Source organism: Halorhodospira halophila, assembly GCF_016653405.1.
Taxonomy (GTDB): domain Bacteria; phylum Pseudomonadota; class Gammaproteobacteria; order Nitrococcales; family Halorhodospiraceae; genus Halorhodospira; species Halorhodospira halophila_A.
The window spans coordinates 32,890-46,368 of sequence record NZ_NHSN01000002.1 but is presented as its reverse complement, the minus strand read 5'-3'; the positions used below and the strand labels follow the sequence as shown (position 1 = coordinate 46,368).

The 13,479-nt window shown below is 66.7% G+C and carries 12 protein-coding genes; 5 read left to right on the top strand and 7 right to left on the bottom strand.

What is annotated here, in order from left to right; genetic code table 11:
- Positions 1–33: 33 nt before the first annotated feature.
- Positions 34–1,263, top strand: coding sequence for a hypothetical protein (locus CCR79_RS00870; RefSeq protein WP_201167573.1), 1,230 nt, complete (start codon positions 34–36; stop codon positions 1,261–1,263).
- Between the two features lie 24 nt (positions 1,264–1,287).
- Here CCR79_RS00870 and bcp read toward each other — a convergent pair whose 3' ends face one another.
- Positions 1,288–1,758 (bottom strand): thioredoxin-dependent thiol peroxidase, encoded by a 471-nt coding sequence (gene bcp / locus CCR79_RS00865; RefSeq protein ID WP_201167570.1) that lies wholly within the window; start codon positions 1,756–1,758, stop codon positions 1,288–1,290.
- Between the two features lie 75 nt (positions 1,759–1,833).
- Positions 1,834–2,457: a Yip1 family protein gene (locus tag CCR79_RS00860; RefSeq protein WP_201167567.1), complete on the bottom strand. Its 624-nt coding sequence runs from the start codon at positions 2,455–2,457 to the stop codon at positions 1,834–1,836.
- 274 nt (positions 2,458–2,731) lie between these two features.
- On the opposite strand from CCR79_RS00860, the gene CCR79_RS00855 reads away from it, so the two are divergent.
- Positions 2,732–3,148, top strand: a complete 417-nt coding sequence (locus CCR79_RS00855; RefSeq protein WP_201167564.1) for a CBS domain-containing protein — start codon at positions 2,732–2,734, stop codon at positions 3,146–3,148.
- Between the two features lie 86 nt (positions 3,149–3,234).
- Here the strand turns inward: CCR79_RS00855 and phnE are convergent, their stop codons facing one another.
- From phnE to CCR79_RS00840, 3 genes are all read right to left on the bottom strand, one after another.
- Positions 3,235–4,038, bottom strand: coding sequence for a phosphonate ABC transporter, permease protein PhnE (phnE, locus tag CCR79_RS00850; RefSeq protein WP_201167561.1), 804 nt, complete (start codon positions 4,036–4,038; stop codon positions 3,235–3,237).
- Positions 4,039–4,092: 54 nt separating this feature from the next.
- Positions 4,093–4,884: a phosphonate ABC transporter ATP-binding protein gene (gene phnC / locus CCR79_RS00845; protein WP_201167559.1), complete on the bottom strand. Its 792-nt coding sequence runs from the start codon at positions 4,882–4,884 to the stop codon at positions 4,093–4,095.
- A 79-nt stretch (positions 4,885–4,963) separates the two neighbouring features.
- On the bottom strand, positions 4,964–5,863 hold the full coding sequence (locus tag CCR79_RS00840) for a PhnD/SsuA/transferrin family substrate-binding protein (protein WP_201167557.1): 900 nt from the start codon (positions 5,861–5,863) through the stop codon (positions 4,964–4,966).
- Positions 5,864–6,116: 253 nt separating this feature from the next.
- Between CCR79_RS00840 and CCR79_RS00835 the strand changes: the two genes are divergently transcribed.
- Positions 6,117–8,021, top strand: coding sequence for a pyruvate kinase (locus CCR79_RS00835; protein WP_201167554.1), 1,905 nt, complete (start codon positions 6,117–6,119; stop codon positions 8,019–8,021).
- 85 nt (positions 8,022–8,106) lie between these two features.
- Here CCR79_RS00835 and CCR79_RS00830 read toward each other — a convergent pair whose 3' ends face one another.
- A complete protein-coding gene (locus tag CCR79_RS00830; protein WP_201167550.1) occupies positions 8,107–9,852 on the bottom strand; it encodes a bifunctional diguanylate cyclase/phosphodiesterase in 1,746 nt (581 codons plus the stop codon).
- A 155-nt stretch (positions 9,853–10,007) separates the two neighbouring features.
- Positions 10,008–11,189, bottom strand: a complete 1,182-nt coding sequence (locus tag CCR79_RS00825; protein WP_201167548.1) for an OprO/OprP family phosphate-selective porin — start codon at positions 11,187–11,189, stop codon at positions 10,008–10,010.
- A 197-nt stretch (positions 11,190–11,386) separates the two neighbouring features.
- Between CCR79_RS00825 and phoB the strand changes: the two genes are divergently transcribed.
- On the top strand, positions 11,387–12,076 hold the full coding sequence (gene phoB, locus CCR79_RS00820; protein WP_201167546.1) for a phosphate regulon transcriptional regulator PhoB: 690 nt from the start codon (positions 11,387–11,389) through the stop codon (positions 12,074–12,076).
- Positions 12,077–12,100: 24 nt separating this feature from the next.
- Entirely contained in the window at positions 12,101–13,441 is a 1,341-nt protein-coding gene (phoR, locus tag CCR79_RS00815) for a phosphate regulon sensor histidine kinase PhoR (protein ID WP_201167536.1), read from the top strand.
- Positions 13,442–13,479: the final 38 nt, after the last annotated feature.

Genomic DNA, 13,479 nt, shown 5'->3' with positions numbered 1-13,479 from the left:
GGGGTGCGACCGATCAACCGGGAGGGTTGGGCGATGGGTTGGTACCGATTCCTGGTCGGCTGGCTCGGCGTGGCGCTGCTGAGCCTGACTCCTGCGGTTTCTGGCGACTCCACCGCGACCCTGCGCATCTCTACCGAGCCGGGCGAGGCGGAGCTGCGCATCGACGGCGAACCCTACGGGATCTCGCCGCAGCGGACGCGGGACACCTTCATGGTGCGGCTGCCGCCGGGCACGTATGCCATCGAGGCGAAGATCCCTGCCGAGGACACCGACCACGGTGAGCCCATGCGCGCCGAACGGGAGGTGACCCTGCGTGCCGACACCGAGCAGACCTTCCACCTGACGCTGAGTGGCCCGGGCGATCCGCTGGCCAGCTACCGGGAGCATCGCGACGCCGTGCGGGCCGTCGCGTCTTTGCCGGACGGCCGGGTGCTCACCGCGTCGGCGGACCGCCGGATCAAGCTATGGCGCCTGGAGGACGGACAGGTGCTGCGCACCTACCCGGGGCACGCCGCGGCGGTGAACGCGGTGACGGCCAGTGCCGATGGGCGCAGCTTCCTCTCGGGCGATGCGGCCGGGGTGGTGAAGCTCTGGCAGACCGACCGGGATCAGGCGCAGCGAACCCTGGTTGAGGCCGATTCGCCGATCCGTGCACTGGCGCTGAGCCCTCGGGGGCAGCGGGCCCTGGTGGCCACCGAGGCGGGCAAGCTGCAGCTCTGGGATACGGCCAGCGGCCGTCAGCTGCGCACGTTCCGCGAGCAGCAGGCCGCCTTCCACGCCGTGACCTACGACTCTGATGGTGCTCGGGCCCTTTCCGCCGGGGCTGGCGATGAGCCCCTGGTGCTTTGGAATGCCACGTACGGTCGCGCGATCGGCGCCTTTGCGCCGGATGAGTCAGGGCCGGTGGAGGCGGTGGCGTTCACCCCGCGTGGCCGGCACGCGCTGGCCGGCACCCAGAGTGGTGCGGTCAAACTCTGGCAGCTCGACCGCGGCCACCTTGCTCTGCGCCTGGAGGGCCATCGCGCGGAGGTGCTGGCGGTGACCGTCAGCCCTGACGGCCACCGTGCGCTGACCGGGGCTCGGGACGGGTCGCTCAAGCTCTGGGACCTGGAAGCCGAGCCGGAGGACGATCAGCCGGTCGAGCCGGTGCGCAGGTATGCGGGCCACGACCGGGCGGTGTGGGGCGTGGCCTTCACTCAGGACGGGGGGCTGGGTCTTTCGGTGGGCGAAGACCGCCGCCTGCGCCTGTGGCAGGTCGACTGATCCACGACCGGCTTCCGGGCGCGACTAGACCAGCTGCTGCAGGGCCTCCAGGACCTTGTGAGGATGGGCCTCGGCCTTCGAGACCCGGCGCCAATGCTTGCGGACAACCCCTTCGGCGTCGATCAAGACCGTAGAGCGGATCACGCCCATGCTCTTGCGCCCGTACATGTTCTTCTCGCCCCAGGCGCCGTAGCGGCTCATGACCTCTTTATCCGGGTCGCTGAGCAGCGTGAAAGGGAGTTCGTGCCGGTCCCGGAAGCGTTGGTGGGAGGCTGCGTCATCGGGGGAGATCCCCAGCACGGCCGCTCCGGTCTCCTGCAAATCGGCCCAGATATCGCGAAAGGCGCAGGCCTCCTTGGTGCAGCCCGGCGTCTCGTCCTTGGGGTAGAAGTAGACGACCACCGGCTGACCCCGCAGGGCGCTGAGGGTCACGTGCTTGCCGTCGGCGTCTGACAGGGTGAAATCGGGGGCGGGCTGGCCTTCTTCGATCGACATGGGCGTATTCTCCGTGGGCGGCACCGGGCTCTTGCACGGAGGATAGCGTCACCAGGCCAGGGTTGCAGCCCGTCGCTAGATCAACCAGGTGGTACCCAGGCGAACTTCCGGTGCAGCCCCGGGGATCAGGCTCATGGCTTGCCAGCCGAAGGCAAACGTCACCAGCAGGGCGGCGCCAAGCGCGGCCAGGTAGTGGCCCAGGCGGTTGCCCTTGCGCACCCCGGCGATGACGGCAAAGGCGGCGTAAAGCAGCCCCAGGCTGTAGAGGATCAGCAACAGGGCCAGGTGTGGCCCCACCGGCCAGGGCAGGGCAGCCACCACGTTGCCTACCCAGGCGGGGATCAGAGCCACGGAGACCGCGGTCAGTGGACGCCGGAAGTCCGAATAGCCCTGGAATAGGTCGCAAAGATAGTGCGCTGCGGCCGCCAGGGCGATGACGCCGACAAACTGGGTCAGGGCGCTGTAGATGCCGAAACCGATGGGGTCGGGGCGGGTCTCTGGCGGGAACCCGCTGGGGATCAGGGCGTGGGCGATCCCGGCCCCGAGCACGCTGGCCAGCAACAACGGTACCGTCAGCCGCGCCAGGATCCACGGCACGTCCGGATCGGCGTCGTGCCACTCCTCCAGGATCCGGCGTGGCCGGAAAAAGACGCTGGCGAGGGTGTGCCAGCGACCGGGTAGCGCGGGGGCGTCAGCCATCGATAGTCCTCGGAGTCTGTATGTGGGTCGGCAGCCTGAACGGAGGATGCTAAGTACGCCGGATGTGCTTGGCTACCGTCGTGAAGTCGATAAGCGCAACGCAAAAGTCGCGCGACATTCACGTTCCGGACAACATTGGCGGGTAGCCTCCTCGACAGTTTCTGACCGCAATGGAGGTGCCGCTATGATGATGTCCCTGGAAAGTTCCCCGGACCGTGCCCCGGTCTCCGCGCTGACGTCCGACCCAGGGGGAATCCGCGAACCGGCACCGGCTATGGCAGGCCATCCCGCAACGCTGGGTGAACTCGCCCGGCGGGTGCCGGCCATCGCGGCCACTGCCCCGTTGGTTGCGGTCCCTCTATCGGCCGGGTACTGGTACGGGTTGCGTAGTCTGCCGGTCATTGATGAGTGCGGGCTCCCGGTTGGCATCCTGCGGCGGGACGAACTGACCGCGTGGGTGCGCCAGAACGACGGTTGGGTGACGGTGAAACGGCCGAGTCGCGTCTATGAGCTGTCCCGACCGCCACGCGCCATCTGGCGCGCCGAGGAGCCCTGGCGCCTTATGCTCGGCCGTTTCCGGGAAGGGCTGCCCTCGGCCGGGGACGAGTGCCTGGTCGTTGATGAAGAGGGACGCTACGTCGGCATCGTGACCACCATCGACCTGCTGCGTCGCGCGGCCACGATCGCGTAGATCGCGAGCCGCTCCCGTTTGACTCTGTCCGAAGGGCCTGTCCCCTGCGCAGCACAGGCTGCGCAGGGAACGCAGCGTGCCGACGGCTAGAGAAGCCGCTGTCGAATCGCCGAAGAGACCTGCTCGACGCCGATGACCACCAGCAGGATCACGATGATGATCGCCAGTGCGGCGTCGTAGTTGAACATGCTCATGGCGGTGCTCAGTTCCACCCCAATCCCGCCGGCGCCGACCAGTCCCAGAACGATGGCCGAGCGAATCCCTTTCTCGATGCTGTAGAGGCTGGTGGCCGTCATCGACGCGCTCGCTTCCGGGAGGATGGCGCCGATGATCGTCCCTGTTCGGCTTGCGCCGGTGGAGGCGAGTGCCTCGGAGGGCCCCTTGGGGATCTCCTCGATGCGTTCTGAAAAGAACCGCGCCGCGAAGCCGATGGTGTCCATGACGATGGCCAGGATGCCGGCCAGAGGCCCCAGGCCAACGGCCGCTACGAAGATCAGCGCCCAGACGAGTTCGGGGACCGTCCGTAGGGTGGCCACGACGCCCCGGGAAATCCACGCGATGCTCCAGTGCGGTGTGGTGTTGCGGGAGCAGAGCAGCGCCATGGGCACGCTCAGGATGACGCCTGCGGTGACGCCGACCACCGCCATGTTGAGGGTCTCCAGCATCGCCCCGGCGATGCTGTCGAAGCGGCTGAAATCAGGTGGTACTGCACGGGCGAAGAAATCGCCCAGGTTGCCCATGCCTTGCAGAAGCCGCTCGAAGGTTGTGTCGATCGTGCTCAGTCCCTGGATGAGGAATGCCAGGAACCCGACGAGTACCACCCAGGTAAAGACCGACGGCCGCTGGAAACGCTCCGGCGTGGCCGTCGAGCGGGGCTCGTGGCTAGTCATCGCTGACCTCTTCGAAGACGGATTGGTGCGGTGTTTGACGTAGGGCGGTCCGGCTCAGGAAGCGACGGCGAGCCGGGGTTTCGTCTCCGCCTCATCGACGCGCACGGCGCCCTCGTAGAGGGCGTCAAGCTCAGCGCGGCGGATGTCCGCCATGGGGCGGTCGAGCACGATTCGGCCAGCCTTCATGCCGAGGGCCCGTTCACCGAACTCTTCGGCAAAGTCGAGTTGATGTAGGCAGCAGAGCAGGCTGAGTCGCTCCTCTCGGACGATCCCCCAGAGCAGCTCCATGACCTCGCGGGCCGAGCGCGGATCGAGACTCGCAACCGGCTCGTCGGCGAGGACGACGGTGGGTTGCTGCATCAGCGTACGGGCGATGGCCACCCGCTGCTGCTGTCCGCCGGAGAGCTGGTCGGCGCGCTGGCCAGCACGATCGGCGAGGTTGACCCGCTCCAGGCAGTGCATGGCGTAGTCCCGTTCCTCGGCCGCCGCGAAGGGGGCCGTGACGGACCAGAAACTGCGGTGGCGGCCGCTGGCCCCGTAAAGGACGTTCTGAAAGACGCTCAGGTTCTGCACCAGATTGAACTTCTGGAACACCATACCGATGCGGGTGCGCGCCTCTCGCAGTGAGCGGCGCCCGGACTGGGCCAGATCCGTACCCAGTACACGGACGCCGCCTTGTTGCGGTCGTTCCAGCCCGCTGATGCACCTCATTAGGGTCGATTTCCCGCATCCATTGGCACCGAGGAGAACGACACCCTCGCCGGCTTCCATGCGGAAGTCGATCCCGCGCAGTACCCGAAGCTTTTCGTAACTCTTGTGCAGGTCGTTGCACTCGATGATGGCCATATCCGCCTACCTCAATGAATGGGACCCCGGTAGCGGGTCATGCTGCCGGGGTCGGGCTTGTCCCGCTGATGGCAAGGGGTTAAAGGTCGAATCCGAGGTAGTCGTACGCCTCCCGGACCATGTCGTATTCGTCGTCCGAGATGTCGTAGACGAACCGGGCGCCGAGGTACTTCGCCCGCTCCTGGGCCTCGTTGAAGCCCTCATCCTTGCCCGGCTCGACGAAGGCCGAGAAGAGCTCCTCCTCGTGCTCCTGGACGGTATCCCGAATAGCGGCGATGCAACCTTCACCGAGCTCGGCGCGGGCGACCATCGGGTCCCTGGGCATGGTGCCGCTGTCGGCTACCACGTCGTAATCGAAGTCCGCGTCGTACTCCGGGATCAGATCCAGGTCGCGATAGCCGAGAGCGGCGGCGTCCACGTCGCCGTTGACCAGAGCCTGGATGCGGGCATCGCCGGCGTGGACGGTGTCGAGGTCACGATCCAACGAAAGGCCGGCGTCTTCGATCATCCAACCCTGGGTGATGTGGTTGGTCGTCGAGCCGACATCGCCGAAGGCCAGGGTCGTGCCCCGCAGATCCTCGATGTCCTCGGCGCCCAAATTGGCGTTGGCGACAATCTTGGCCCCGTAGGCGTCGCGCTCAAGGCCGAAGGCGACATCGATGTCTGCTTCACTGCTCATGACGACGTACTCGGAGGGGCCGGCCAGGGCCAGATCAATGGAGTCGTAGCGCAAGGCGTTGGCGGCCGCGGTGCGGTTGCTGACGGCGAAGAACTCCATGTTGACGCCGGTGATCTCGCTGAATTGCTCCGCAAAGGGACCGAAAGCGCGGCGCAGCTCTTCGGCACCCTCGATGCCGGTATCGGCCAGGCGCAGGGTGCTCGGACACTGTTCGGCCACGTCGGCGTGGGCGGCCGTCATGCCGGCGCTGAGCAGGGCGACGGCGGTCACGGTGCTGAGGGCTTGGCTCGTAGGTCTCATCGATCACTCCTGGTGGTTGCCGTAGGGGACTCAAGACGGCCCGTCCCGTGGTCCCGTCGTGACTCGCGGTGCACCGTATGCAATGCCGCTTACAGGCCTTTGAAATGCCGATGACGTTCGGATGACACACGGGCTGCGGCTAGCGATGGCACCGGGGACCGGTTCAGGAGCAGCACCAGCGGTGGGACGATGTCCGGGACGTCACCGGCCTGTCACGCGGCTGTCACCGCGCGGGGTTAGCCTCGGTGGCGCTATGAACGAGAAAACCGGATTCGACGGTTCTGTCTGGCAGCCGGAGGCTTTGCTGGACGTCCTGGAGGCGCTGCGCTGGGACATCGAGGAGGGCGCAGAGCGTTGGCTGCGTCGCTACGAGGACGCCTTCCCGGATGGGGTCACCACCAGCGCCGAAAACTTCGCCCACTACCTGGCATTGCGCAACCGCGATCTGCGCAGTGTGCAGCGCTCCCTGGCCCGCTTCGGGCTTTCGTCGCTGGGGCGTCACGAACCCCATGTACTCGCGGGCTTGAATGAGGTCATTGAGGCCCTGGGTGCCCGGGTCGGGCGGGTGACGCAACGAAGGCGGGGTGGACCGACTTTCGAGCAGGCCCACCTCCGCCTGGCGACGCATGCAGCCGATCTGCTCGGTCCGGTGCCGGAAGGCCGTGACAGCCGTGTCATGGTGACCCTGCCATCCGCCGCCGCCGATGATCCGGATCTGGTGCGCTCGTTGGTCGCTTCCGGGATGGATATGGCGCGAATCAACTGCGCCCACGACGATCCGGCCATGTGGCGCCGCATGGCTCGGCATGTGCGGGACGCCGAGGCCCGTACCGGGCGTTCCTGTCGGGTCCACATGGACTTGGCTGGCCATAAGGTGCGCACCGGCCCTGTTGCCCCGCGAACTCCAGTGGTTCGGCTGAAACCAATGCGGGATGCCTACGGCCGGACCGTTCGACGCGCACAGGTCGATCTGGTGCACCCTGAGCAGATCGGTGACACCGGCCGGGGCGGTGTCCCCCGTCTCTGCCTGGACAGTGAAACTCTGGCCAGTATGAGGGTCGGGGACCGTCTGCGCTTTCGGGATGCCCGGAAATCCAGTCGCCTGCTGGCGGTCCGCGAGGCGATCCCGGGCGGCTTTCGGGCGGATATCGGGAGCACGGCTTACGTGACGCCCAGGACCCGCTTTGCCCTCCAACGGCGGGGCGCTGGTAAGTGGCAGACCGTGATTCGCGGCCTCCGGTGCGGGGGATTTGCGGAAGCGCAGATGGAAATCCGCCTTTTTGAAGGGGACACCCTGGTGCTCCTGCGTCGGCTCGAGCCGGGAACCCCCGGGCGGCGGGACGAGGACGGGGGGATGGTTGTGCCCGCGCGCATCGCGTGCTCGCACCCGCAGGTGATCGACCAGCTCGGCCCTGGCCAGGCGGTGTGGATCGACGACGGCAAGATCGGTGCCGAGGTGGAGTGTGTCGACGCCCACGGCGCCCGGTTGCGCATTACGCGGAGCCGTCCGCAGGGTGCCGTGCTGCATGAAGACAAGGGCCTGAACTTTCCAGGGCTCGATCTGGGTCTGCCGGCGCTGAGCGCGCAGGATGAGCAGGATCTGGATTTCGTCGCCGAGCTCGCGGACACGGTGGCTCTTTCCTTTACGGAGTCCCGCTCGGATCTGGAAGCCCTGGGGGCGGCGCTGGCCCGGCGCGGCGCCGTGGACCTGGGTGTCATCGCCAAGATCGAGACCCAACGCGGCGTGCAGAACCTACCGGACATCCTGCTCGGCGGGATGGGGCGCTTCGATCTGGGCGTGATGATCGCCAGGGGGGATCTCGCCGTGGAGATCGGCGGCGAGCGTCTTGCAGAGGTTCAGGAGGAACTGCTCTGGCTCTGCGAGGCTGCCCACGTGCCGGTGATCTGGGCCACGCAGGTCCTGGAGAGCCTGGCCAAGAAAGGCATTGCCTCGCGCCCGGAACTGACCGATGCGGCGATGTCCGGCCGCGCCGAGTGCGTGATGCTGAACAAGGGGCCCTACATCGTGACGGCCCTGCGCACGCTCGACGGTATCCTCCATCGAATGCAGCAGCACCAGCGCAAGAAGACCCCTCGGTTGCGGGCGCTCGGCATTGTGCAGAATCAGCCGGCGCCGCAGCCTGCGGCGGACGAGTAGTGCTGGGGGGACCCGGGCGCCTTGCTCAAGGGGGAGGGGCTGTGACCGGGCGCGCTTACGTCTCCTTCCTCATTCGAGGCCTGGCTCACTCGGCGGCTGTTCGCCGCTCCACGAAGATCGAGTTGCCGGGCTCACGCTTTGCCTGAGCCTTGAGTTCGGCCAGCGTATCGGAGATCTCGTGGGGCTGGCTGTAGCGCGCCGCCGTCACGGGCAGGACGGCCAGCGACAGGCTGCAAATGGGGAAGAAACGACGCCGCTGCTGTCGATCGATGCTTTCGATACCGCCACGGCCGCGGGCATGGGCGTCGTAATGCTCCGGCGCCAGCCATGCGAAACGCGCCAGCACGGATTCGCACTTCGCTTGCCAGGACTCCGGTCCGAGGATCATGAGAAAGTCGTCGCCCCCGATGTGTCCGAGGAAGTCGTCGCGCTCATGCAGTTGTTGCCGGAGTGTGTCCGCCAGGGCCTGGATGAGTTGATCACCCTGAGCATACCCGTAGTAATCGTTGAACGCCTTGAAGGCATCGATATCGCAGTGAACGACCACGAATGCCCTCTCTGTGGCCAGGCGGCGCGCAAGCTCCTCTTTGATGGGGACGTTGCCGGGGAGGTCCGTTAGCGGGTTGGCGTGCCGGGCATTGCGTAACTGTAGGTTGGTGATCTCGCGTAGCAGGTCGATTGCGGAAGCGGTTCCCGCGTATCGGCCGGCTGTGTCCACGATAATGAAATCTTCCTCGATGGTTTCGTTGCATTCGGTGAGCTGCCGGCTGAGGTCCTCGAGCGAGGTGTCCTCCTGGACGAATCGTGTCTCAGGATCGGCGAAAGCCCGGGCAGGCCGTCTGCCGTAAAGGGAGTGGGCGTAGGGGTTGGCGAATCGGGACAGGAATCGGGAGGTACGGATCAGGCCGACCGGCTCTGTCCCCTCGGTCACCGCGATGGTCCGCGGCGGCTGTTCGGCACATCGGAGCAGCTGGGCCACTTCAGCCATCGGAGTCTCCGCGGCAACGGTCGCGCACCGTCGGGAGAGCGAGGCGACGGTCCCCCGTGGGGGGCTCGTGTGTCGGCGATTCGATCCGGCGGCGCAATCGAGCTTCCGGGGCGGTACGGCGCTTGGACGGGCGAAAAAGAACCCCTGCATCAGGCGCCAATTGCGGGCCCAGAGGCAGTCATACTCCCCCTGCGTCTCGACCCCTTCGGCGATGACCTGGCAGTCGAGGTCGGCGGCGACCTCCTGAAGCCACTCCATGAAACGGCGCTTGCCCGCGTCATGGTCGATCTGCTGCACGAAGTGGCGGTCGATCTTGACGAAATCCGGTTTCAACTCCGACCAGTGGCGCAATCCGGAATAGCCGGTGCCGAGGTCATCCAGCGCCACGCGGAAGCCCATGCGCCGGTAGTGAGCGACAGCCTCGCCGAGCAGCGTGTAGTCGTGGATGGGGTGTTGTTCGGTGAGTTCGATGATGACCCGATGTGGCGATACGCCGTACTCATGGAGGAAATGCAGCGTAAGTCCTTGCTGGAAGGTCGGGTCGAGCAAGGACTGGGGCATGACATTGATGAACAGGAGCCCGGGTAGGTCCAGCGACGCGAACCGTTGGATACACGCGCGGCGTGCCGCCCAGTCCAGCTCCAGCAGCCTGTCCTGCTCGGCCGCCGCCTGGAATAGGGCGGCGGGCGTGGCCAGGTCGGTGCAGACCGGGCCACGGATCAGGGCTTCATACCCGAAGATATCGCCGCTGCGGGTATCCAGGATCGGCTGAAAGAACGGGCGGAGCCCTCCACCTTGGATGACCGCATCGAGCGACGCCGATTTCAATGCGAATTCGGTCATGGTGTTGGCTACCGAGAAAGCGGCGGCGGCCCGACTGGACCGCCGCCCGAAGCTGGCCGTGGCCAGAGGGAGCACCCGATCCCGGCGCTGCCGGGATCCATGGCATGTACGGGAGGCCCGGTCAGGGTCTCCGGAACCTCCCGTCGCAGTGGCACCTACCAGTTGTACTGGGCGCGGAAGCCGACCAGGGTCGGACTCTCGTCCGGGAGGACATCGCGTCCCGGGAGGCCGTCTTCCCTGCGGTCCTTGACGTCGGCGAAGACGACGTTGCCCATAAAGCGCAGGTTGCTGCTGGCGTAGTAGTTGATACCCAGGGTGACGTTGTTCTGCTCACCGCCTTCGAACCCGGAGTCGTTCAGGTCCATGTGGCTGTAGCGGGCCGCCAGCTCCCACGCCCCGCCGGAGCCGCTGGGGGTGACGCCGCCGAAGCCGCCGGTGGAGTAGGTGCGGCTCTCGCCGGTGAGCACGTAGCTGCCCTGGACGTGCCAGCCGCTGAAGGTGGGCTCGTCGCTGTTGTCGCGGTTCATCGAGACGGTGAGGTACTCCGCCTCGGCGGAGAGGGGGCCGGCGATGTAGGCCGCCTCCAGGCCGAGCTTGGTGGTGTCGGTCACGTCGGAGACGCCGTCAACCTCAAGCAGGCGGGTACCGCCGCCGTCGCCATCGCGCAGTTCGGGGCGATCGCTGAAGCCAAGCTCGTGCGGCTCGTCCTGGTCCTCGTAGACCAGCGAGGCGCCCAGGTGCAGCCGCGGCGCCTCGTTGTGGCGGGAGGCGGTCAGGAACGGGGCGTAGACGCCGCGCACCGCGTAGCCCTTGGGCTGATCGCCGTCGTACTCACCGCCGTCCCCCAGCGATCGGCCGAAGAACATGGTCTTGAAGCCGAGCTCGTCGCCGGTCTGCTCATAGGCGATACCGATGCGCCGCGAGTCGGGGATGATGTTGCTGACCGAGGAGCGCTCCATGAAGGTGTAGTTGTTGGAGCTGGTCAGCTGGTTCAGACCCTGCGGCACCTTGTATTGACCCAGCCACAGCCGCCCCGGGCCGAGGCTGCGGCGCAGGCGGAAGTCAGCGGCGCTGACGCCACCCTCGGCCACGTTGATCTCCACCCGGCCGTCCCAGTGCTCGTCAATGCTGCCGTCCATGCCCAGGCGGGCGCGACGGTTGTTGAAGCCGTCGACGAAGTCGGTCTCGTCCTCGTCGATCATGTGGTAGTCCATCTGCAGCCGGCCGCGGATGTCGAACTCGGGGTTGGCCAGAGCCTCGTAGGGGAAGGCCACGGCCAGGCCCGCGCCCAGCAGGGCGGTGGTCGAGAGGTACGGCGCGATTCGTCTCGTTGTCATCAAGGGTCCTCCTCGGGTTTGGAGCGTCGCCGGGGAGCACGGCCCCGACTCGGAGGACACGCTAGGCGGTGTTTCTTACGTCGCGATGACGGTGGTGTGGGGTTTGTGTGAAGCTTGCGTTGTCACAATCCTGCAATGTGCTTGCCTTTTAATGACGCGGGCATGAACGGCCATGCCGAAAAAGGGGATACAGCCTGATGGCAGCAAGGATACTCGTGGTTGAGGACGACTCGGCGGTGCGTGAGATGCTGATCACCTCCCTCGAGCGGCAGGGGTTCGACGTCATACCGGTGGTTGATGCCATGCAGGCCTCGGAGCAGCTGCGCGAGCGGCCGCCGGATCTGATTCTGCTCGACTGGATGCTGCCGCAGGTCAGCGGTGTCGAGTGGGCGCGGGGACTCAAGGAGGATGAGCAGACCCGCGGGATCCCCATCATCCTGCTCACCGCCCGGGGTGAGGAGGAGGACAAGGTGCGGGGCTTCGATTCCGGGGTGGATGATTACGTGACCAAGCCGTTCTCGCCGCGCGAGCTGGCTGCCCGGGTCAAGGCCGTCCTCCGGCGCACGGCCCCGGCGACAACCGATGCCCCCCTGGAGGCGGCCGGCCTGCGCCTGGATCCGGTCAGCCACCGGGTCACCGGACACGGCCAGTCGCTGGAACTCGGTCCCACCGAGTACCGGCTGCTGCGATTCTTCATGGCGCATCCCGATCGCGTCTTTACCCGCACGCAGCTGCTCGATCAGGTCTGGGGCACCAATGTCTATGTCGAAGAGCGCACCGTGGATGTGCACATCCGCCGACTGCGCAAGATCCTGGCCGCGACGGGCCACGACGCCCTGGTCCAGACGGTCCGTGGGGCCGGCTATCGGTTCTCGGAACAGACCTGATCCGCGGCTGAGAGAGCGGATTCCATGACACGCAATCCCTGGCCGGGGTTTCTGCTGACGCTCCTCGCCGCGCTGGCGGTCTGGTTGATTGCCGGGCTGGCCACCGGCTGGTGGGTGGAGGCCGCGGCGATCCTGCTGGCGCTGGGTTACCTGTGGAACCAGTATCAACTCTGGCGGCTGGAGCGCTGGCTGCGGGTCGGCCGCAAGCTGGATCCGCCCATCTCCCGCGGGGTCTGGGGCGAGGTGTTCCATGCCCTGCATCGCCGCCAGCGCCGACAGCGGGAGCGCAGGCACCGGCTGCGCCGGGTCATCCGCGAGTACCGGGAATCCGCCAAGGCGATGCCCGATGCCACCATGGTGCTCTACGCCGATGATCGTCTGCTCTGGTGGAACAATGCGGCACGCGAGCTCCTCGGCCTGACCTGGCCGGGCGACGAGGGGCAGCGTATCAGCAACCTGCTCCGGCAACCGGAGTTCAGGGCCTTCCTGGATACCGCCACCAAACACAGCGCGCCGCTGACCATGCCGTCGCCGGTCGACCCGCGGATCACACTGGAGCTTCGTCTGGTCCCCTACGGCCGCAATCAGCGGTTGCTCATCGCCCGCGATATCAGCCGCACGCAGCGGCTTGAGACGATCCGGCGGGACTTCGTGGCCAATGTGTCCCACGAGCTCAAGACCCCCTTGACCGTGATCTACGGCGTTGCCGAGGAGATGGGTGAGGAGCTGGCCCCGGAGCAACCGGGTTGGGCGGGATCGATTCGGCTGCTGCAGGAGCAATCCGCGCGGATGCAGCGACTGGTCCAGGATCTGCTAACCCTGTCCCGACTGGAGACCGGGTCGCTGGCTGAGGAAGAGGATCCGGTGGATATGCAGGCCCTGCTCGAGGAGGTCTGTGCCGAGGCGCGGACGCTCTCTGGAGACCAGAATCATCGGATAGAGCTTGAGGCGGAGCCGGGCCTGTTCGTGCGCGGATCGTACGGAGAGTTGCGCAGCGCGGTTGCGAACCTGGTCTCTAACGCCGTGCGCTACACACCGGGCGGTGGTGCCATCCGCGTGCGCTGGCAGGCCGATGCGCACACGGCCCGGTGCGAGGTCGCGGACAGCGGCATCGGCATCCCGCGCGAGCACCTGCCGCGGATCACCGAGCGTTTCTATCGGGTGGACAAGGCCCGCTCCAACGCCACCGGGGGTACCGGGCTGGGGCTGGCCATCGTTAAGCACGTGATGCATCGCCACGGTGGTTGGCTGAACGTGCGCAGCGAGCCCGACCAGGGATCCACCTTCACGTTGGTCTTCCCGGCGCGGACTTTGGAGCGCGACGGCGTTTCATCGAATCGTCACCCTGCCTTCACGAGCCGGTAAGGGAAGCGGCGCAGACTCTTTCGTGCCTGGAGTCAGGC